This is a genomic window from Streptomyces sp. NPDC002698 (assembly GCF_042888945.1).
Taxonomy (GTDB): domain Bacteria; phylum Actinomycetota; class Actinomycetes; order Streptomycetales; family Streptomycetaceae; genus Streptomyces.
Genome location: NZ_JBIAQM010000002.1, coordinates 513,725 through 533,774 on the forward strand (window position 1 = coordinate 513,725; position 20,050 = coordinate 533,774).

23 protein-coding genes are annotated in these 20,050 nt (G+C 70.2%); 5 read left to right on the forward strand and 18 right to left on the reverse strand.

Features of this window, described 5'->3' with window-relative positions; all coding sequences use genetic code 11:
• Positions 1–75 precede the first annotated feature (75 nt).
• The gene (locus ACFYW9_RS04645) at positions 76–456 is read left to right on the forward strand and encodes an anti-sigma factor antagonist (protein WP_389144672.1); all 381 of its coding nucleotides are present in this window, start codon (positions 76–78) and stop codon (positions 454–456) included.
• Between the two features lie 493 nt (positions 457–949).
• Here the strand turns inward: ACFYW9_RS04645 and ACFYW9_RS04650 are convergent, their stop codons facing one another.
• From ACFYW9_RS04650 to ACFYW9_RS04660, 3 genes are read right to left on the reverse strand one after another with little or no spacing between them, the layout of a single operon-like run.
• Positions 950–1,696, reverse strand: coding sequence for a GAF domain-containing protein (locus tag ACFYW9_RS04650; protein WP_389144675.1), 747 nt, complete (start codon positions 1,694–1,696; stop codon positions 950–952).
• A 5-nt stretch (positions 1,697–1,701) separates the two neighbouring features.
• Positions 1,702–2,403: an ANTAR domain-containing protein gene (locus ACFYW9_RS04655; RefSeq protein WP_389144678.1), complete on the reverse strand. Its 702-nt coding sequence runs from the start codon at positions 2,401–2,403 to the stop codon at positions 1,702–1,704.
• 11 nt (positions 2,404–2,414) lie between these two features.
• Positions 2,415–2,768 (reverse strand): STAS domain-containing protein, encoded by a 354-nt coding sequence (locus ACFYW9_RS04660; protein WP_389144815.1) that lies wholly within the window; start codon positions 2,766–2,768, stop codon positions 2,415–2,417.
• 547 nt (positions 2,769–3,315) lie between these two features.
• Between ACFYW9_RS04660 and ACFYW9_RS04665 the strand changes: the two genes are divergently transcribed.
• The gene (locus ACFYW9_RS04665) at positions 3,316–4,353 is read left to right on the forward strand and encodes a fatty acid desaturase family protein (protein WP_389144681.1); all 1,038 of its coding nucleotides are present in this window, start codon (positions 3,316–3,318) and stop codon (positions 4,351–4,353) included.
• A gap of 245 nt (positions 4,354–4,598) precedes the next feature.
• Here ACFYW9_RS04665 and ACFYW9_RS04670 read toward each other — a convergent pair whose 3' ends face one another.
• The 6 genes from ACFYW9_RS04670 to ACFYW9_RS04695 all read right to left on the reverse strand — a co-directional run bounded on the left by ACFYW9_RS04670 (position 4,599) and on the right by ACFYW9_RS04695 (position 7,772).
• A complete protein-coding gene (locus ACFYW9_RS04670) occupies positions 4,599–5,207 on the reverse strand; it encodes an alkaline shock response membrane anchor protein AmaP (protein ID WP_389144684.1) in 609 nt (202 codons plus the stop codon).
• 28 nt (positions 5,208–5,235) lie between these two features.
• Complete coding sequence (locus tag ACFYW9_RS04675; RefSeq protein ID WP_389144687.1) at positions 5,236–5,925, reverse strand: DUF6286 domain-containing protein; 690 nt, start codon at positions 5,923–5,925, stop codon at positions 5,236–5,238.
• Between the two features lie 51 nt (positions 5,926–5,976).
• A complete protein-coding gene (locus tag ACFYW9_RS04680; protein WP_389144690.1) occupies positions 5,977–6,390 on the reverse strand; it encodes an Asp23/Gls24 family envelope stress response protein in 414 nt (137 codons plus the stop codon).
• Positions 6,387–6,557: a hypothetical protein gene (locus ACFYW9_RS04685; protein WP_389144827.1), complete on the reverse strand. Its 171-nt coding sequence runs from the start codon at positions 6,555–6,557 to the stop codon at positions 6,387–6,389. The genes ACFYW9_RS04680 and ACFYW9_RS04685 overlap by 4 nt, the downstream gene beginning before the upstream one ends.
• 81 nt (positions 6,558–6,638) lie before the next feature.
• A complete protein-coding gene (locus ACFYW9_RS04690; protein WP_389144693.1) occupies positions 6,639–7,127 on the reverse strand; it encodes an Asp23/Gls24 family envelope stress response protein in 489 nt (162 codons plus the stop codon).
• 147 nt (positions 7,128–7,274) lie between these two features.
• On the reverse strand, positions 7,275–7,772 hold the full coding sequence (locus ACFYW9_RS04695) for a PRC-barrel domain-containing protein (protein WP_389144696.1): 498 nt from the start codon (positions 7,770–7,772) through the stop codon (positions 7,275–7,277).
• A gap of 465 nt (positions 7,773–8,237) precedes the next feature.
• Here ACFYW9_RS04695 and ACFYW9_RS04700 point away from each other — a divergent pair, with 465 nt between their 5' ends.
• From ACFYW9_RS04700 to ACFYW9_RS04710, 3 genes are all read left to right on the forward strand, one after another.
• Positions 8,238–8,534: a hypothetical protein gene (locus ACFYW9_RS04700; RefSeq protein ID WP_389144699.1), complete on the forward strand. Its 297-nt coding sequence runs from the start codon at positions 8,238–8,240 to the stop codon at positions 8,532–8,534.
• A 272-nt stretch (positions 8,535–8,806) separates the two neighbouring features.
• The gene (locus tag ACFYW9_RS04705; RefSeq protein ID WP_389144702.1) at positions 8,807–9,658 is read left to right on the forward strand and encodes an RNA polymerase sigma factor SigF; all 852 of its coding nucleotides are present in this window, start codon (positions 8,807–8,809) and stop codon (positions 9,656–9,658) included.
• A 402-nt stretch (positions 9,659–10,060) separates the two neighbouring features.
• Entirely contained in the window at positions 10,061–11,689 is a 1,629-nt protein-coding gene (locus ACFYW9_RS04710) for a phytoene desaturase family protein (protein ID WP_389144705.1), read from the forward strand.
• Between the two features lie 48 nt (positions 11,690–11,737).
• On the opposite strand, the gene ACFYW9_RS04715 is transcribed toward ACFYW9_RS04710, so the two are convergent.
• The 9 genes from ACFYW9_RS04715 to ACFYW9_RS04755 all read right to left on the reverse strand — a co-directional run bounded on the left by ACFYW9_RS04715 (position 11,738) and on the right by ACFYW9_RS04755 (position 19,759).
• Complete coding sequence (locus ACFYW9_RS04715) at positions 11,738–12,610, reverse strand: SDR family oxidoreductase (protein WP_389144708.1); 873 nt, start codon at positions 12,608–12,610, stop codon at positions 11,738–11,740.
• A 108-nt stretch (positions 12,611–12,718) separates the two neighbouring features.
• Positions 12,719–13,903 carry a zinc-dependent alcohol dehydrogenase gene (locus tag ACFYW9_RS04720; protein ID WP_389144711.1) on the reverse strand — a complete coding sequence of 395 codons (1,185 nt, stop codon included), beginning with the start codon at positions 13,901–13,903 and terminating at the stop codon, positions 12,719–12,721.
• Between the two features lie 209 nt (positions 13,904–14,112).
• Entirely contained in the window at positions 14,113–15,783 is a 1,671-nt protein-coding gene (tal, locus tag ACFYW9_RS04725) for a transaldolase (RefSeq protein WP_389144714.1), read from the reverse strand.
• Between the two features lie 223 nt (positions 15,784–16,006).
• Positions 16,007–16,504 (reverse strand): SRPBCC family protein, encoded by a 498-nt coding sequence (locus ACFYW9_RS04730; protein WP_389144717.1) that lies wholly within the window; start codon positions 16,502–16,504, stop codon positions 16,007–16,009.
• Between the two features lie 246 nt (positions 16,505–16,750).
• Entirely contained in the window at positions 16,751–17,104 is a 354-nt protein-coding gene (locus tag ACFYW9_RS04735) for a DUF6479 family protein (RefSeq protein WP_389144720.1), read from the reverse strand.
• Between the two features lie 62 nt (positions 17,105–17,166).
• Positions 17,167–17,616, reverse strand: coding sequence for a hypothetical protein (locus ACFYW9_RS04740; protein ID WP_389144723.1), 450 nt, complete (start codon positions 17,614–17,616; stop codon positions 17,167–17,169).
• Positions 17,617–17,710: 94 nt separating this feature from the next.
• Positions 17,711–18,799: an iron-containing redox enzyme family protein gene (locus ACFYW9_RS04745; RefSeq protein ID WP_389144818.1), complete on the reverse strand. Its 1,089-nt coding sequence runs from the start codon at positions 18,797–18,799 to the stop codon at positions 17,711–17,713.
• Positions 18,799–19,095, reverse strand: coding sequence for a CDGSH iron-sulfur domain-containing protein (locus ACFYW9_RS04750; RefSeq protein ID WP_389144726.1), 297 nt, complete (start codon positions 19,093–19,095; stop codon positions 18,799–18,801). The genes ACFYW9_RS04745 and ACFYW9_RS04750 overlap by 1 nt, the downstream gene beginning before the upstream one ends.
• Entirely contained in the window at positions 19,079–19,759 is a 681-nt protein-coding gene (locus tag ACFYW9_RS04755; protein ID WP_389144729.1) for a HemK2/MTQ2 family protein methyltransferase, read from the reverse strand. Before ACFYW9_RS04755 ends, ACFYW9_RS04750 begins: the two co-directional genes overlap by 17 nt.
• Positions 19,760–20,050: the final 291 nt, after the last annotated feature.

The following is a 20,050-nucleotide window of genomic DNA, read 5'->3' on the forward strand; positions in this document are numbered from 1 at the left end:
GTCGCCCCGGCCTCCGGTGAGCCCGCTCTCGAGCCATCGGGAGCGGGCCCGCGGCCGGCTGGAGGTGATGTCCGCGTGGCGAGCGACTTCGCACCGTGCACCAGTCATCTGCGGATCCACCATGCCCACGGTCACGTGGTGCTGGAACTGCACGGGGAGATCGACCTGCTCGCCTCGACGGAGATCACCCCGCTCCTGGACGCGGCGACCTCGGACCCCGCGCCGCAGGTCGTGATCGACCTGCGGCGCGTCGAGTTCTTCGACTGTTCGGGGCTGCGACTGCTGTACCGCGCCAGGCGCCGCGTCCTCGACCGGGGCGGCCGGCTGCACCTGGTCTGCGCCCATCCGCTGACGCTCCGCATGTTCCGGCTGACGGGGCTCTCGAAGATCCTGCCGCCCGCGGCCTCGCTGGAGGAGGCACTGAACCGGCCTGCGGCCGTCTCGGACGTGCCCTGAGGGCCGACGGCGGAGCGGTCCGCCCGGGGAACGGGGCCCGTACGGCCTCGTCCACCAGGACGCTGCCGACATGCCCCAACCGAACGGCAGTCCACCCGGCAGCCGGGGCGGTTCGGAGGTCAGATCGGTGGAGCGGCCACCAGGCGCCGTCGATGCGCCGGGACCTGCTGGTGGTCCCGCCCGAGACCGGCCCGGAAGCAGCCGAACGTCTGATGGCGGCGGCATCCGAACCCGGCGGCCCGCCACTGACCGCGAGCGCGCTCATCAGCGTCGACCGGGCGCCGCACGCCGTCTCCGTACCCGTCCGGGTGCGGGACGCGGAGACGGCGCGGGAGTCCGAGGCCGGCGCCCCGCAGGTCACTGCGGCTGTCCCGAAGCGGACCAGCCGACTGGTCATCGGTATGCGAGGTACGCACCGGCGACCGGCTCCGATGCGCTCGCTGATCGAGGGTCTTGAGGGTCTGGACTTCGGGACCGGGATGCCGGGGGTGGGTCAGGGCGTCCGTGCGTCGAATGCGCGGACGGCGTCCGTGTCCTGGGTGCCATCGGTGATGGCCCGGGCGAGCTCGGAGAGCTTGCGGCTGTGGGCGCGAGCGTAGGAGCGGAAGATGCCGAACGCCTCGTCGACGGTCATCTGCCAGCGCTCGGCGAGGATGCCTTTGACCTGTTCGATGACGATGCGGCTGTTGAGGGCGTACTGGAGCTGGTCACGCTCGGCTTCGCTGTGCGCGAGCGTGCGTTGTTGGAGGATCGCGATGGTGGCCACGTCGGCGAGTGCCTGGGCGAGTTCGAGGTCCTGGGCGGCGAGGGGTGAGGGGTTGTTCTGGAAGAGACTGAGCGCGCCGATGATCCGTCCGCGCAGCCGGAGCGGCAGGGCGTTGGTGGCGACGAACCCGGTGTCCTGGGCGCTGCGGGTGAACTGGGGCCACCTCGCGGCCGCCTCGGGGTCGGTGAGGCTGATGTGGACGCGGGGCCGGCCCTGGCGGTAACACTCGACGCAGGGGCCCTGGTCGTGCTGGAGCGCGAAGAGTTCCAGGAGCCGGGTGTGCTCGTCGGAAGCGGCCAGGAGATGGAGCCGGTCGTTCTCGTCGGCGAGCAGGATGCCGACGGCGGCTACGTCCAGCAGCTCCACGCAGCGCCTGGACAGGTTCTGCAGGAAGTCGATGACGTCGAAGTCTTCGATCAGGGAGTCCGCCACCTCGACGAAGACCTCGGTGAGCTGCTGGTTTCGGGTTGTCATGGAGATCAGTCCTCGTCTGCGTCGTCGATGACGTTCGTCGGGGGCAGCTCGGGGGCAAGCCGCAGACGTCTTGCCACGATGTCCCGGGCCGTATCGGTCAGGTTGAGATTGTTGCTGTAGGCGTGGGCGCGCAGCCTGAGCAGGGCTTCCGCCAGCGGTACGGACAGCTGGACGCTGACCATGCCGGTCGCCTGGTGCAGGACCGCGTGGTGAAACACCTGGCCTTCGTCGTCGGGTGATGACAGCAGCGGGAACCCGAGGTCCAGTACTCGTTTGGTCAAGGCGGCCGCGAGTGCGCTGGCGTCGTCGCCCTGTACAACTGTCAAGGGCCCGGGAACACTCCTGACGAGAGTGAGTACCCCCAGTGTGATGGCCCCGATCCGCAAGGGGAAGCAGAACACCGCCTGCACAGCCAGAAGGGACGCCTCCGCCACGAGTCCGGGCCAGCGGTCCTCGCGCACGCGGGCCAGATCGTGCACCCGCACCGCTGTGCCGGCGGCCAGGCTGTCCGGTCCCGGCCCCTGGCCGAGTGTGATCTGGAGGTCTTCGAAGCCGTCCGAGACAGCGCCCGAGGACCAGAGGATCTCCGCCACGCCTGGTCCGCTGCCCGCACTGACCGAGATCCCGTCCACGCCGAGCAGCTCAGCGGCGTTCGCCACCGCGTCCGACCAGGCATCGGTCCGAAGCAGCTGCAGGATCTTCGCCATGCGGTCACTGATCATGCGGCGCCGCTGGATGGGAGGGGTGGTCCGCTCGAGCGCGCACCCTCGGCAGGCACATCCTCGGCGAGCAGGAATTCCGTACCGGTGATCCGCAAGAGCCGGCGCACGATCGGGGGCGGCCGATGCAGCCGCACGTCCACCGCGGACTCCCCATGCCGCTCGTCGGCGGCGAGGAAGACGTTCAGGCTGCTGGCGTCGCAGAATCCGACCGCGCTGAGATCGACGTCGATGCCGGTCATCCTGTAGGCATGACACATGGCCAGGGCCGCGCGCACGCCCCAGACGGTGGCCAAGTCGATCTCACCCTCCACGAAGACGGTCGCCCGGTCATCGCACCGGTTCAGAATCATCGTATGCACAGCGGTGCCTCGGCTTCCCCGACCCGCACCAGAACCAGGCAAAGATGCATGCGTGCGTGCAGGCAGGCTAGTAGGGAATGAGCAGCGAGCTCGCCGAGAGACAGGCGCTGCCACTGGCCGAAGAACACCTGGCACGTGCGGGGAGGAAAACACCTGGCACGTGCGGGGAAGGGGTCCGCGATCAGGGGGCCGGCGCCGTCAATCGACAGGACGCGCCGGGGTCACGGACGCACCCCCATGGTACTCGCCGAACAAGGCATCGCGCCGACGCTCGTGCCTCTCCCGCGTGGTCGGCCAGGCATCGGGGCCTCGCCGAGGTCCAGAACCCGATGCCGAGACTCCCCGGAGCCGCCCTCGCGGCGTCTGGAGGTGCGGGAAACGGATTCCGGGGTACCCAGAAGCACACAACCAGCTACCTCACACGCTGCGGAAGCCGCCTCCCTGCGGAGACGACTGGGCCGTGACCCCGCCGACCGGCTGCGTGGAGTGAGCCCGCAGCGCACTGCTCCGGGCTCCGTCCACCGAGAGGGTCACGACCGTGATCGATGAAACCACTGTCCGTGCCGCGCCGGGCCCGGGAAGTGACTTCGCCCGGCTGTCGAAGAAAATCGCCGACAGCGGTCTGATGGACCGACGCCCCGGCTACTACACCGCACGCCTCACCGTCGTGACCGCCCTGTACGCGGGCGCCTGGACCGCCTTCGTCCTGGTCGGCGCCAACTGGTGGACCCTGGCGGTCGCAGCGCTGCTCGCCGTGGCCTTCGGCCAGGTCGCGCTGGTGTCCCACGACATCGCCCACCGTCAGGTGTTCCGGCTGCGCAGGGCGAGCGAGAGGTCCGGTCGCATCGCCGGGAACGCCGGTATCGGCATGGGGTTCGGCTGGTGGCAGGACAAACACACCCGGCACCACGCCAACCCCAACCACGAACAGCTCGACCCCGACATCGTCCCGGACCTGATCGTCTGGACGCAGGGCCAGGCCGATGCCGCCAGGGGACTGCCCAGGCTGATCGGCCGCTCGCAGGCCTACCTGTTCTTCCCCCTCCTGACCCTGGAGGGCTTCAACCTGCACGTGGCGGGTGTCCGTTCGCTGGCGAACCACGCGCTCAAGAACCGGGTGACGGAAGGGGCCCTGCTGTTCGGACACTTCGCCGTCTACCTCACCGCGTTGTTCCTGGTGCTGCCGCCCGGTATGGCGTTCGCCTTCCTCGCCGTCCACCAGGGCCTGTTCGGGGTGTACCTGGGCTCGATCTTCGCTCCCAATCACAAAGGCATGCCGATCCTCACCGGCGAGGACCGTCCGGACTTCCTGCGCCGTCAGGTCCTGACTTCCCGCAACGTGCATGGCGGCTGGTTCACCGACATCGCCCTGGGCAGCCTGAACTACCAGATCGAGCACCACCTCTTCCCGAGCATGCCGAGCCCGAACCTGCGCAAGGCGCAGGTCATCGTCCGCCGCTACTGCGAAGAGCTGGACGTTGCCTACCTGGAGACCAGTCTGGCCGCTTCCTACCGGCAGGCCCTGCGCAGTCTCCACCGGGCCGGCGCTCCGCTGCGCCGTACCGGAGCCGCCTGATCGGAATTCTGTGAGCGCCAAGAAGAACCCCGTGACGGCAGTCACGGACAAAGTCTCCGAGAGGGTCCAAGGCGTCATCCACCCCGGCAACGAGATCCCGGGCGCGCCGAGTCCGGTTCCACCATCGGTCGAGGAACCGATCGAACCGGTCGCTCCGCTGCCGCCGAAGCCCGACCAGCGCGGCCCGGACACATCCAAGCCCCACCGGGCAGCACGGAGTGTGCACACCGGCGGTCGGTCGCCTCCTACTCGGCGCGGTGCGGTTTGTGGTGCGCGACCTGTAGGCGTACCTCGGTGGGCCCGGGAGGGGAGCCGGTGGAGCGGCTGGCGGTGCGGAGCGGGCCGGTATGCAGGGCTTCGAGGACGGCGCCGGGTTCCCCTTGGGGGGTGAGAGCGAGCGTGACGCGGGTGTGGGGGTGGGCGGGGCCGCCGGTGATGTGTACGGCGGCCTCCTCGACCCCGGGCAGGGCGCCCGCTTCGGCGCCGATCGCGTCGCTCAGTGCCTGGTCGCGCAGTTCGACGCCTTCTCGTGGTGGTGTGCCGCCGACGGGCAGCACCCCTGGGCGGCGTCCGCGCAATTGGACGAGCAGCCACCACAGGGCGAGCAGGGCGACGAGGGCGAGAAGGGCGATGACCGCGGGCCACCACCACCATCCCTGGCTGCTCCAGCGGGCCCGGTCGGCGGAGCCGAGCAGGACGTCGTTCGGAGTGATCAGCGGCCAGCCCGCGGGCGGGGCGAGATCGTGTCGCCGGTAGATGTCGAGCCCGGCGAAGAGGATCAGCAGACCGCCGCCGAGCAGTACCAGTCCGGCGAGGGCCAGCAGGCTGCGGTTGAGTACGGGGCGCGGCGTCATGGTGGGGCTCCGGTGCTGGGGTTCTCTGTCAGTCGGTGCGTCGCCGCACTCGTACGACGATGCGCGGCGGGCGGGCGAGGGCGAACCGGTCGCGCTCTTCGCGAAGGACGGCGATGAGATCGTCCTTGACCTGCCGTGAGTCGCGGAAACGGACGTCCGCGCGGGCCTTGACGCGATGGCGGCGCACCCGGATGCGGGCCTTGGCCACTCCGGGTACCCGCATGGCGGCATCGCGCAGGAGGACCGCGGCGCCGTCGCGGTCCAGACAGGCTCGCAGTCCGGGCGCGGGAGAGCGCAGGGGCAGCCAGTGCCGCAGGCCGGGGGTGAGGGCCAGGACCATCAGCCAGACACCGGTAGCGGCGGCCACGGAGGCTCCCGTGAGCATCCACACGTCGTCCACGGGGCGAGTGGCCAGTCCATCGGCCAGGTGACGGCGCCAGGCAGCCGCGGGACGTCCCGCCCGGACGGCGACGACGTCGACCAGCGCCGCGGCCGTCACCACGAGAACAACCGAGGCGACCAGTGCGGCCGGAACGCGGCGGGCGGACCACGGACGGCGTGCCCGTTGCCCGCCCCCGTTCTCACCGGCCGTCAGGTTCGGTGCGGGCGTGCCGTGTTCGGGCACACCGGACCGGTCGGGCTCCTTCGTCAGCGGCACGGCAGCGCGGCCCGCGGAGGGCTCGGAGTTGTGGGCTGGAGAACTCGGGTCAGGTGTCATTGCGGCCTCCTTCCTGCGTGGCGTGCCCGGGGGCCCGGATCACGGAGCGGCTCACCGGAGCCGTCCCCGGTGCACGCCGGGGGCGGTCACCAGCCGTCGGACGGTGAGGATGACCTCTCGCACCTCCAGGCCGGTCAGTTGAGCCACCCGCTCGGCGACGTCACGCTGGATCCGCTCGCAGACGCCGGGGATGTCGGTGGGGTAGGGCAGGTCCATGGCCAGGTGCAGGCGCACCGATCCGGTACGGATGGCGGCGGTGGCGCTGGGTGCCGCGGGCCGGCCCCGGTCGGGCGGTATGGCGGCGCGCCGGGACTGGGCCGTCCGCGCGGCCCGGGCGGCGATGCGGGCGACCACCTTGTCCGGGATGACGGTGGCTCCCCGCTCTGCCGGGGGCGGCAGGCCGACGGCCCGTGCGAGTGAGCCGGACCTGTCGCCCAGGGACGGGGAAGCGGGCCGGGTACTCACCGCTGTCTCCGAGTACGGAGGTCGAGGTCACCTTGCACCGCGAGGCCCACGATCAGCCCCGCCGTACCCAGCACCAGAACGAGCAGGAACGCCCAGAAGCCGCCGAAGTATCCGGCGAAGCCGAGGGCCATGCCTGCCGCGAGGCCTGTCGTCGCTGTGTTCATCATGCACTCACCCGTCTCGCGAGCGCGATCGTCCGTAGAGCACCCGGCCATGCACGGGGCACGGCCATGGGTGACGGCGGTCGATCACCTCACGCGGTCCTCCGAATCGGCCTCTTCCGACTCGTCGTCGAGGTGAACGTCGTCGACGACGATGTTCACCTCGACGACCTCCAAGCCCGTCATCCGTTCCACGGAACTGATCACGTTGGTTCGTACCTCGCCGGCGACGTCAACGATGGAGACGTCGTATTCGACGACGACGTCCAGGTCGACAGCGGCCTGGCGCTCGCCGACCTCGACCTTCACTCCGCGGGTGGCTGCCGCGCCTGCTCCTCCGCTGCCGGGAACGCGTTCGCGCACGGCTCCGAAGGCGCGGGCCATCCCCGCCCCCAGGCTGTGGATGCCCGGCACCTCCCGGGCGGCGGTGCCCGCGATCTTGGCCACCACGCCGTCCGCGATGGTGGTCCTCCCCCGTGTCTCTGCCGGAGCACCGGCCCCGGTGCGGCCCTTGAGCGGGCTGACGTCTGTCTCGGGCCGGCTGTCTCCGCCGACGCTGGTGATGTTGTCTGCCATGGTGGTCGCCTCGATCGGTGTAGGACACGTCCGTCGCGCCCGCGGAAAGGTGAATGTCGCGCACCGGCGGTGAACCGCGCGGGACGCGCGTGCCTCTGGGGCCGACGTCCAGGTGTGTGCAGGACTCGCCGGTCGAAGGCGCGTCCCCTATCGCCACGCTTCGGGAGTCAGGTACAAACGCAGCCGTGGCTGCCCTGTCGCGGTGCTTTCCGTGCCGGCTCGCCCGTGCTCCTGGGAGCGCGTCATCGCGTCGTCTTCGCAGCTTTCGGAGCGGGCAGACCCGGTGTCGGGATTCTCATGGCCGCCGCGGGCGATGCCCGCAGCGGTGGTGTCGTCGTAGGGCAGCGAGGTGCCTTCGCCGGTAGTGGCGACCGTCCGTGAGCGAACGTGGGACCGTCTGTCCCGCTCCGGCCGCCAGCCCCGCTCGTCGCCCCACGCGATGCCGTAGTGCTCGTAGAGCCGGTGCTCCTCGCGTACGGGAACGAAGGACTCACCGGTGCCGAAGAGCCCGGTCTTGACGCTGACCCGTTCGGGCTCGCCGGTGGCATCGTCGAGGAAGACATGCCTGGCGTCGCCGATCTTCCTTCCGTCGACGTCGTACACCGGATGGTCCAGCGCGGCGGCAATCCACCCTTGGGTGATCATCCTGACCTCCTGCTCTCCGGTCGTCTTCCGCGTAACCCACTGGACAGCATGAAAACGTGACTTTATGCACTAAATAGCCCTACTCGACGACGAATCAGAGCGCTGCCGACCACTTCGGTACGACACGCGAGGCCGCGACAGCCACCTTCGTACGAGCGGCCCCGCCCGGGACGCTCTTCGCCGAGACGGACCGAGGGCCGCGGCCCCGTCGCTTCAGCGTCACCGCGAAGCGGCGCAGCACAGAGAACGAAAGCGGACCGATATATCACGTTTTACGCATGCGTGACGGGTCACTCGGCTCTTTGTGGTGTCCGTGGTGCGGCGATCCCTCCACAGCGCAAGAAGAGCCACCACACAACCGTGAGGACGAGAGGTCCCACCATGGCAACGTCAGCGAAGCAGCCCCCGCAAGGGCGAGGGCAACGCACATCCGAGGGAGAGCGCCAGTTGCGCTGGGGGCCGTCCGTGAATGACGAGTCTCAGCAGCCGAATCCCAGTCCCCACCGCTCCTTCCACCCCGACAAGTACGCCCCGGAGCCCGACAGGGCCCGCAAGGTGCCCACGAAGAAGGAGAAAGACGCATCGGGAGAGGGCACCCCCTCGGACAGCCTGACCGCGCGCGCCGAAGACCGGGGCAAGTCCAGAGGCATGCACGACACCGGGCGCCGCGGACAGTCCCGCCGTCCCAGCGGTGAAAAGGACGCCTCCGCCTACACCGGCATCGACCCTGACGGTTCACCCGCCGGGGACGGGAGCCGCTGAGGGGCACGGCAGACGGCCGTCGGCGGTGTTCGGCCGACCGGCGGGGAGTGGGGGCCGCGACCCGGCGCGCGGACGTCTGCCACTCCGCTTCGACGAGTGCCGGGCACTCTCCCCGCGTCGCTCGGCACCCTCCTCGCGCTCGGGCGGCGCCTGAAGGGTGCGGGAGGTTCCGGCTCCTGTTTCGCATGGACTGTCCGAATGCGGGTAACCGCGCTGTTGTCGGCCTCCAGCAGCCGGCGGTACGGGGGCTGGAACCGTGGGAGGGGCCTGATATGACGGTGACCGAGGCGACAGCACCACAGACCGTGCCACCGACAGCACCACTGCCGGAGATAGCGGACCCCTCGCGGGTCGCCCCCAAGGACGCCCGGCAGCTGTCCAGGCTGTTCTTCGACCAGCTGGCGGTGCTCGAGGAGGGCACGCCCGAGTACCAGTACGCGCGCAACACCCTCATCGAGATGAACATGACCCTCGTCCGCTTCGCCGCCGCTCGTTTCCGCAGTCGCGGCCACGACGAGATGGAGGACGTCGTCCAGGTCGGCATGGTCGGACTGATCAAGGCCATCGACCGCTTCGAACTCACCCGCGAAGTGGAGTTCACCTCCTTCGCGGTTCCTTACATCGTCGGTGAGATGAAGCGCTTCTTCCGCGACACTTCCTGGGCCGTCCATGTCCCCAGGCGGCTGCAGGAGGCCCGGATCCATCTCGCCCAGGCGACCGAGGAGCTCCGCAGCCGGCTCGGCCGTGCCCCCACGGTCAAGGAACTCGCCCAGCTGATGTGCCTGAGCGAGGAAGAAGTCAACGAAGCGCGCCTCGCCTCCAACGGCTACACCTCCTCCTCCCTCGACGCGACCATCGGCTCCAGCGACCACGGTGAAGCCGTCCTGGCCGACTTCATCGGCACCGACGACAACGCCCTCGAACTCGTCGAGGACTTCAACGCCCTCGCCCCCATGATCGCCCGGCTCGACGACCGCGAACGGCGCATCATCCACATGCGCTTCGTCGACGAATGCACCCAGGCCCAGATCGGCGAATACCTCGGCGTCTCCCAGATGCACGTCTCCCGCCTGCTCAACCGCACCCTCACCAAACTCCGCGAAGGCATGCTCACCACCAACTGAACGCGGCTCTCCGCACGACCGGCGGTGGGTCCCACCCCGCGAGGACGGGACCCACCGCCGAGGCATCCGGCCGGCCCGGCAGTGGCAGTCGCGCCCCTTACGGTCGCTCCTCGGCGGGTTCGACATAACTCCTGCACCCTGGAGGCGCCGGGCCGGGCCGAGCGGGCCAAGGACCTCCGAAGCGGTCTTGTCGCCGGACGGCAAGGGCTCCCGCGCCGGCCGCATGGCGAGCCGGGGAAGGGGTACTGGGTAGCCGCCGACCGTTTCAGGGCGATATGAGGAGTTCGTCATGGTGATCCGACACGGAGTTACCGAGTGGTCACCAGAGAGGAACGGGGGCGGCAGGTCGATGCGGCGCTCCGGCAGGCGGTGCGTCCGGGACTCTGACCGCAGGAGCTGAAGATGCTGGACGCCGTGGTCATCGGAGCGGGCCCGAACGGCCTGGTGGCAGCGAACCTCCTTGCCGACGCGGGCTGGAGTGTCGAGGTCCTGGAAGCCCAGAGTGAGCCCGGAGGCGCCGTACGCAGCGACCGCGGGCTGCACCCCGACTACGTGAACGACACGTTCAGCGCCTTCTACCCCCTCGCCGCGGCGTCACCGATCATCCAGAGCCTGGAGCTGCAGGCCGATGGTCTGCGCTGGTCCCACGCTCCGTCCGTGCTCGCCCACCCCCTCCCCGACGGACGGTGTGCCGTCCTCGAGCGGTCGAAGGAAGCGACTGCGCAAGGGCTGGACGCCTTCGGTGCGGGGGACGGAGCCGCGTGGTCGCGCATGTGTGGCACCTGGGATCGAATCGGCGGGGACGTGCTGGACGCCCTGTTCACCCCCTTTCCCCCGCTCAAGGCGGCTGCCCGCCTGGCGCTGAGACTGCGCGGGCCCGTCGGGCTGCCCCTCGCCCGGTCCCTCCTGCTGCCCGCGCGGCGGCTCGGTGAAGAGGAATTCCGGGGCGACGCCGGGCGCCTGCTCCTCGCCGGGAACGCGTTGCACGCCGACCTCGCCCCGGAGGCCGCCGGCAGCGGCGGATTCGGATGGCTGCTGTGCATGCTCGGGCAACACTACGGATTCCCCGTCCCGGCCGGAGGCGCGGGAGGCCTCGCGGCCGCGCTCGTCCAGCGCCTCGAACGCCACGGCGGCACCGTTCGCTGCGGTGAACCTGTGCGGGAGGTCGTGGTACGAGGTGGCCGCGCCATGGGCGTGCGGACGGCGACGGGGGAAGCAGTCCCGGTGCGGCGCTGCGTGCTGGCCGATGTGTCCGCTCCGGATCTCTACGGCGGCTTGGTGGACGAGCGGCATCTGCCGTCCGCGCTCCTGCAGAGCATGCGCCGCTTCCAGTGGGACTTCGCCACCTTCAAGATCGACTGGGCGCTGGGCGGGCGGATCCCCTGGAACACCGAAGCCGCCGGCGGCGCGGGCACCGTGCACCTGTCCGACAGCGTCGGCGAACTCACCCGCTTCGCGGCACAGTTGGCCTCCGGGACGGCGCCTGACCGCCCCTTCACTCTGCTCGGGCAGATGACGACCGCGGACGTCTCGCGCTCGCCACGGGGAACCGAGTCCGCCTGGGCCTACACCCACGTTCCGCAGACCGTCGTCGGTGACGCCGGCCCGGACCGCATCACCGGAGTATGGGACGAGCGGGAGCGGGAAGCCATGGCCGACCGTGTGGAACGGCACGTGGAGCACTACGCACCCGGCTTCCGCTCGCTGATCCGGGCCCGCAGGATCCTGGCCCCTCCCGACCTCCAAGCCCTGGACGCCAATCTGCACAACGGCGCGATCAACGGAGGCACGGCCAGCCTCCACCAGCAGTTGATCTTCCGGCCCGTACCGGGCACCGGGCGCCCCGAGACTCCCGTGCGAGCCCTCTATCTCGCGTCGGCGTCCGCGCATCCGGGCGGCGGAGTCCACGGTGCCTGCGGTGCCAACGCGGCGCGTGCGGCGCTTCGCAGCACCACGGGCACGGCACGCGTGCTCACCTCCGCCCAGCGGTTGTTCTCCGGTCGGCTCCGTATTCAGCAGCCCCGGGACTGACGGAGATCGAGCCCGCGTCGTGCGGTCGAGCCGGTCAGGTGACCCGGGTCAGACGAAGTCGCCGCGTCGTGCGGCGGCTCGGCCGCCCGCCCCGAGCGCGCCCGTCGGGGCGAAGGACATGCGCGTGAGTGAGCGGCGGGCGAAACGGGTGACCAGGGGCGGCAGCGCCGCACGCACCACCTGCACCATGGAGAGCCAGGCGGGGACGTAGACGGCGGGAGAGCGTCGCTCCACAGCGGTCGCGAGCCGCGCGGCGACCGCATCGACGGAGTGGACCTTCCTGGCCGGTCTGGGCATCTGCGACCGCAGCTCGCGGAGCACGGCGTGCTGATCCGCGTCGCGGATCATGTCGGTGTCCATCCAGTTCAGGTAGGCGATGCCCACGCCTGCGCCTCGGGGGGCCAGCTCGGCGCTCATGGCGTGCACGAAGGACTCGACGCCGGCCTTCGAAGCGCAGTACGCGCTCATCATGGGTGAGGCTCCGATGGATGCCAGCGAGGCGATCTGCAGGTAGTAGCCGTGCGTGGCCAACAGCGACGGCAGGAAGGAGCGGAGGGTGATCGCGCTGCCGATCAGATTCACTTCGATCACACGCCGCCACAGTGCCGGATCGGACTCGTCGAAGGGACCGCCTTCGGCGATGCCGGCATTGGCCACCAGCACCGATGGCGGGCCGAGAGACTGCCGGACTTCGCCGGCGACCCGCCTCATCGCCTCGTCGTCGGTGACATCCACGAGCCAGTGGTTCGCCGTCGCGGGAAGGGATGCCGCCACCCGCGCCAACTCTTCTTCCTCAAGGCCCAGAAGGGCCAAGCGGGCACCGCGCCGAGCCAGTTCCCGCGCGACGGCCTCACCCAGACCGCGGGCGGCTCCCGTCACGACGGCGACTCGGCCGTCCAGAGCACTCTGCTGCTTGGTCACTACGCACCCTCCGATGCGGCCATCGCGATGGCCGGAAAGCCCACAACGGCGCTGACGAACCCTTGCGTGCGCGGTCGTTGTCCGCTGCCGGAATGAACTCGGGGCCGGTCAGGGGTTGAAGAGGATCTTCACCGCGCCGTCCTGCTTCTTCTGGAACATCTCGTAGGCGTCAGGGGCCCGTTCCAGCGGCAGGTGGTGGGTCGCGAAGGATTCGACACCGAGCAGGTCGGCGTCGGTGAGCAGGGGCAGGAGGTCGTCCACCCAGCGCCAGACGTTGGCCTGGCCCATGCGTAGCTGGATCTGCTTGTCGAACATGGTCAGCAGGGGCAGGGGGTCGGCCATCCCTCCGTAAACTCCCGACAGGGAGATCGTGCCGCCCCGGCGGACGAGCTCGATGGCCAGGTACAAGGCGGACAGGCGGTCCACGCCGACGCGTTGCATCAACTTGGCGGCCAGTTTGCCGGGCAACAGAGTGGTCATCTGCTGCGCGGCCTGGGTGACCGCGGCGCCGTGGGCCTCCATTCCGACGGCGTCGATGACGGCGTCGGGGCCGCGTCCGGCGGTGAGGTCCCGGACGGCTTCCACGATCCCGTCTCCGTGCTCCTCAAGGTCCAGGGTGTGCACTCCGCGCGCCTTCACCCGGTCCAGCCTCTCGGGTACCAGGTCGATCCCGATGACCGTCCCGGCGCCGCGATGGGCGGCGATGCGGGTGCACATGTCCCCGATCGGTCCCAGGCCCAGCACCGCGACGCTGCCACCGGGCGGGACGGCCGCGTAGTCGACGGCCTGCCACGCGGTGGGCAGGACATCGGACAGATAGACGAACCGGTCGTCCGGAGGTCCCGGGGGAACGGCGATGGGCAGGGTGTTGCCGAACGGTACGCGCAGGTACTCGGCCTGCCCGCCGGGGACCTGGCCGTAGAGCTTGGTGTACCCGAACAGGGACGCGCCGCTTCCCTGACTGTGGACCTGGGTGGTCTCGCACTGCGAGTGCAGGCCCTGCTTGCACATGAAGCACGCACCGCAGGAGATGTTGAACGGTACGACCACGCGGTCCCCCTTGAGCACGTTCACCACCTCGGAACCGACCTCTTCGACGATCCCCATCGGTTCGTGGCCCAGGATGTCGCCGGCGTCGAGGAACGGTCCCAGGACTTCGTACAGGTGCAGGTCGGAACCGCACAGCCCGGTCGTCGTCACTCTGATGATCACGTCGGTCGGATCCTGGATCTCGGGATCGGGGACCGTGTCCACTCGTACGTCCCTCTTGCCGTGCCATGCCAACGCCTTCATGCGTCCTCCTCAGTCACTGCGCCGTCTCGGGCCGAGCACGGCCCCGTGTCCGGCGCGGACGGCCCGCGCGCTCCCCTCCGCTCCGGTGTCGACAGCCAGAGCCGGGAGACACGCACCACCGAGTACCCGACACGCCAAATCGACACATGTCGGACACGGGTGTGTTGTGGAATGCGTGAGCGTGTCATCCGGACGCCCGCGCACGGGCGTCACACTCGGGGCCGAGTGGAACGCAGGACCGATTCGACGGCGGCCAGACGGAGTCGTTCCAGTACGGCGGACTGGCGGTCGGCGCGCTCGATGAGGACGTCCAGGTGTTCGGCGAAGAGCCGCCCGTCGGTCTCCGCCAGGGTGCGCAAGCCGCGCCAGCAGGCCGCCTTGCCCTGGACACTCAGCAGCATGGATTCCAGTTCCAGGACGTCGCTGAGCGGGGAGCGGGACAGGAGATGGCCGTTGGGCTTGGCGCGGCCCGCCTTTTCGGCCAGCCAGCCGAGGGCGACCTTCGCGTAGGCGGTCGGCACCGCGAGATCGGCCATGATCTGCGTCAGCGAATCGCGGTCCTGCTCGACCTCATGGGCCAGTTCGGCCAGCGCGGTGCCCTGTTCCCGGTATTGCCGGGTCTGTGCGGCCCTGCGGAAGAGTTCCAGGCCGGCGGTCGCGCCGGAGAGGTGGTCGTTCAGATAGATCGCCAGAAGGTCGGCACCTCCCGAGGCCTTCTTCGGGAACGCCTTCGAGGTTCCCGGCCCGCCCGCGGCAGGGGCGGTGGCGCGCATCTCCCGGTCCACCGAGGCGGTGAGTTCGGTCCAGCTGTCCTCGAACTTGGCGAGTCCTTGCCTTTCGAGGGTGTCGGTGACATCCGTGAAGTCGACGCCGACACGCTCCAGCGCCTCGAAGTGGGCTGTCGCAGCGGCGCGGGCATCGACGGCCGGCGTGCGGGCAGGCAGAACGCCGTGGTCAGCGAACGCTTCCAAAGTGGCGCCGGGCATGGTGTTCACGGTGCCCGCGATGACGAGTTCGCCGACGTACATCGTGTCGGGGTAGGCCGCGTCCTTGACTCCGGTGGATGCCCACAGAGGCCGCTGCGGACGGGCCCCGGCCGCAGCGAGGCCCTGCCAGCGGGACCCGGCGGTCATCTGCTCGTACGCCTGGTGGGCGAGCCGCGCGTTGGCGATCGCGGCCTTGCCCCTGAGCGCCCGGGCCTCGGGGGTGCCGATGGCGTCGAGGCGCCGGTCGACCTCGGTGTCGACGCGCGAGACGAAGAACGAGGCGACGGAGTGAACGTCCGCCAGATCCCGTCCGGCGGCCTCGGCCTGCTCCAGTCCGGCCAAGTAGGCGTCCATGACCGCGCGATAGCGCTCCAGGGAGAAGATCAGGGTGACGTTGACGCTGATGCCCTCGGCGATGACACGGGTGATCGCGGTCAGCCCCTCGCCGGTGGCCGGGATCTTGACCAGGAGGTTCGGCCGGCCGACGGTCTCCCACAACTTGCGCGCCTGGTCGATCGTGGCGTCGGCGTCCCGCGCGAGCCGGGGATCGACCTCGACGGAAACCCGCCCGTCGGTCCCGCCGCTGCGCAGGTGGACCGGGCCGAACGCCCGGCACCCTGCCCGTACGTCGTCGGAGGTGAGGGTGAGGATGGCGTCGTCCACGCTCGCGCCCTCACGTTCCAGCCGGCGCAGTTGCTCGCTGTAGCGGTCTCCCTTGGACAGTGCGGAGGCGAAGATCGTGGGATTCGTCGTGACCCCCACGACATGCTTCTCCGTGATCAGCCTCTTCAGTTCACCCCCGGCCAGCAGTTCACGGGACAGGTCGTCCAGCCAGACCGACACTCCGGCCGCGGACAGCTCGGCGAGCGGATCGGAGGCGATGGGAAAAGTCATGCCAGAACTCCAGAAGGTGTGTGACGCCGGTCGGCCCGCCCGCCGCGCCGACCGGCGGAAGCGCCTGCGAGCGGACGGGCGGTCGAAGGCTCGATCGGCTCGTTCCCGCCGGTGACGACGCACGCGGATCGCCTGGGCCGATGGCGGTCCTGCGACAGGAGCGCGCCGTGTGCCGCTCGGCGCGGGCCGGCGCCGCGCCGGCGGTGACGGCGGCTTCGGCCTCTCAGCCTCGGCCACTGGTCGCCGTGCCTCCCGCCATGGCCCGGACCGCGGTGCCGGACGCCGCGGAGGTGACGCCCTCCACGGTTCGGGCAAGGCGGGGCAGCATGCTTCGGTGCCGCAACTGGATCAGGAAGTCGAGGGGCGCCGCGTGCAGAGCTCCTCCCGGTCCGCGCAGCGGGTGCTCATCGACCAGGACCAACGCCTGTCCGCCCCAGGGACGCACTTCGATGGCGATGCGCGCCGTACCCAAGCGGCCGCTGTCGGCCTCGAGCTCCAGCCAGTGGGGCGGTTCCGCCCGGCGGACCACCGTCCGCCCTTCGAACGTCCATGGACCCAGGTCCACGCGATACGCCAGCTCCGCGTCGACCTGCGGCCACCGAGTGTCCAGTGGCCACGAGGCAGAGGTCCCCACGACCCAGTCGGCGTAGAGCCGGGGATCCTCCAGAACCGCCCAGACGGCGTCAGGGGGCCGCTCGATCACTTGGTGTCGAATCGCCATGACAACCTCTGAAATAGTGATGAAAAGGTCGAAATCGTCGAGTACCCTTCCGCAGCGGCATCATGCGCCGCGGATCCTCAGTCGCACGCGCCGACGGCCCTCACGGCCGTCGGTCCGGCCGGGGTCGCCCCGGTGCGGCGGCCGCGGGCCGGATTTACCGGGTGGACCTGCCGCCCGAGCAGACCCGGGCCTGCCTCGCCCATGCGACCCCTTGCCGCCCACCCGGAAGCCCTCGGACCCGGTGGGTCATGTTCCGGCAGGGCCGGCACCGGATCCGGACTCCCAGCGCGGACGCTCCTGCCTCTCGCTGCGTTTGCCGCCCGAGCTGTGGAGTTGGTACGGCGTGAGGCGCTCGCTCTCGTCCGCGGCACGGGGGACCTCATCCGGCTCGCGCATCTCCCTGGACTCATGCACAGGACCGGACTCCGGCGGCGCGGGCTGCTCATGCGGCCGGGGCGGACCCGGCTCACGCCGACGCGCCTTGATGCCCAGCCGGACCGCCCACACCAGACCACCTACGATGAGCAGTCCGCCCGCGAAGGCTCCGAGCATTCCGAATGCCGCATCCTGTAGGGCTATTTCCCAGTATGTCGCTTTCATGAGCTGCGAGTACCCCCGTATGCGAGGTCAAGACTTCGAGGCAGGGATTCGCTGAACCCGGCTCACCGCTCAGGCGGCGGAGGTGTCGCGGTGTGGTGGGGATGCCGATGGGTGCGGCGGGCCGTCTTGAGGCGGGCCTCCAGGAGGTGGTCCCGCCCGGCGGCCAGTTCGCCGACGATGTCGCCTTCCATCTCGGCGAAGGGCCGGTAGTAGGTCGCGTTGTAGGCCTCGACGATCTGGAACGTCCAGTGGCCGGGGATGACGTTGCGGCCGACGAGTTCGCGCTCGACGCGGGCGGCCTGCTCGTCGTGGCCCGCCTCGCGCAGCAGGCGGGCCGCTTCGCCGAGCTCGAAGTCCGCCGTCCCGGTCAGCTGGTGGAACCCGTACAGGTGGCCGCGGGCCCGCTCCGTGGTCTCCAGAGCCTTCGAAAGCGCGCCCAGGGCGTTCACGGTCTCTTCGTCGACGTCCTTGGGCACCTGGTGCGCCGAATCCATCTCGCGGTTGCCGTCCATGGTCGTTCCCTGCCTTGAAAGTGACTGGCGGAGTGGTCGATCGAACCATGCGGCGCACGCGCCGAAGCCAGAGCCCCGCGGCACGAACGCTCCGTCACTCGGATGGTCTGCCTTCATGTCCCGGCTCAGGAGGTGCGGGAGTCCGGGGCCGGAGTTCCTGGCGCTGTCCACTGCTCGGCGCGGGGACACGAAGGACGCTGCGTCCGTCCCCCCAGGCGGCAAGGAGCGTGGCACCGAGTCGGCCCTCCAACAGCGTGGTGGCCTGAACGCCGAAGACGATGTCCGGTTCCAGAGCGGGTTCGCTCTCCAACAGGCCGCCCACCACGTCGTGCCGTACGACTTGTTCGTGGACGGCGTCCGCCTCGACGTGCTCGTCGTAGAACCGGATGGCGGCGGGCCCGGCGCCGGTGCGGCGCAGCGCCTTCGCCAGTCGGCGCGAGCCGGGCGAGGACGTCACCTCGACAGCGGCGAAGTGTCCGACGAGCGCGCCCCGCAATGCCCGGTGCAGCCCGAACAGGGACATCAGGTTCACGGTGGCGAGTGCCTCGGCCGGGGTGACGTCGAGGTAGTGACCGTACGCCGTTTCCAGACCGAGGTCCTCCATGAGGTCGGCGAAGAGCCTGGCGTGGATCTCCTCCGGGCGCCCCGCACCGAATTCGTCGTACTCGACCGCCACCATGGCCGCCTTGGCGCGGCCGTGCAGCCGTGGGACGACCCAGACGTGCGGGTCCGCCTCTTTGAGGTGGTAGAGGGAGCGCAGCGCCGCGTATTCCTTCAACTGTCCTGGTTCTCCGTCGCGTTGGAGATAGTGCGAGACGCTCGTTCCGTCGTGGCCGACCGGCTCGATCTGCAGGTCGTCGAGCGCCTCCTTCACCGGTACCGGACGAGGGACGTCGACCCGCAGAGCGGTGAGAAAACACCGTTCGAGTGCGCGGCGCAGAGCCAGGAGTTCCGGGTCCCACTCGCGCTCCTCGTCCACGCCGTCGAAGCCTTGGTAGTGCAGTTCGTACAGCACGTACAGAGCGAGCTGCAGATCGTCACCATAGGGATCGGCGCCGGCCGCCTCCTCCGGTCCGGGCACCGGATGCCCGTGAGCGAGGGCGGAGACGACGCCGGCGGACAGGACGCCGCGCGGGGTGGGCAGAGGCGGGCTGCACAGCCGGGCCTCCTGTCGGTCGGAAATCACTCGGCTCCCTCCGGCCCGGCCGCCTGGCCGGTCTCGTCGCCGGGCTCTGACCGGCAGCCCCGGGGCGGTCCGGCGGGCCCGGTCGTCTCGCCGTCCGGCCTCACGCGGCGGCGGTGACTGGTGTCGCACCACGGATAGGCGCGGCTGCGTCGACAGGTACAGACGGCCACGGTGAACCGGTGCGAGGCGGTGACGCTGCCGTCCTCTCCGATCACCTCGACCGGCCCCTCCACGAGCAGCGGCCCATCGGGGTCGACCCGGATGCGGCGCGCTCTTTCAGGCGTGTTCGGCACGGATGACCACCAGTTCTTCCTCTGCCTCGTCGCCGAGCAGGCCTGTCCGGCGCAGCCACGGCAGACGGGACCGCAATACCGGCCCGAACGGAACCATGGCCCTGTCGGTGACCACCGCGGCCATGCCGGCGCCTGCCAGCCGGTCCAAGGTGGCATCGACACCGCAGAGCCCCGAATGGACCACGAGCAGTGCACCAGTGGGCCGCAGCACCGCGGGCGCGGCATCACAGATGCGGTCCACCAGAATCCGGCCGTCGTGCCCCGCGTCCCAAGCCCGAGCGGCGCCCTTACGAGGGGGGTGGGCATCGGGAGAGGGCACATAGGGTGGATTGCTGATCACCAGGTCGTACGACTGACCCGCCACGGCACCCGTGAGGTCACCGCGGCGCACAGTGACGCGCCTCCGGGCGATCATCGCGTTGAAGCGCGCGGTCAGCACGGCCCGTCTGGAGATGTCGACGGCCGTCACCCGTGCTCCCCGTCTCGCGGCCTCCAGCGCCAGGGCGCCACTGCCCGTTCCCAGCTCCAGCACCCGGGTTCCGGAGTTCATGAACTCACGGTTCAGCGCCCGCGCCAGAAGGCGTGTGTCGTGCTGGGGGCGATACACCCCTGGGGGCGCCAGCAAGAAGGGGGGTACCAAGGGGGTGAACGTCTGGGTGGTCACTGTCTGCCTCCGATGTACGGGTGTCCCGTGCCCCGTGGGACGACCGGTCCTCCCCCCGCGCATGCCGAGCCGGCCGAGGAATCTGCCAGGTCTGCGGAGGATCGAGGGGCGGACGTTTCGCGCGCCCGTGACAACGGCGTTCTGCGGGCGGTTCTCCGTCGAGGCGAGTCCTGTTCCCTTTCGGCACTCGGGTCCCGTGGTTCTCTTCACACTGAGTGCCCCCCAGGTGGTGATCCACACGTCCTTGGCACCGCGTGATCCACGGGCCGGCCGGGACTTTCGGCCGGGGTC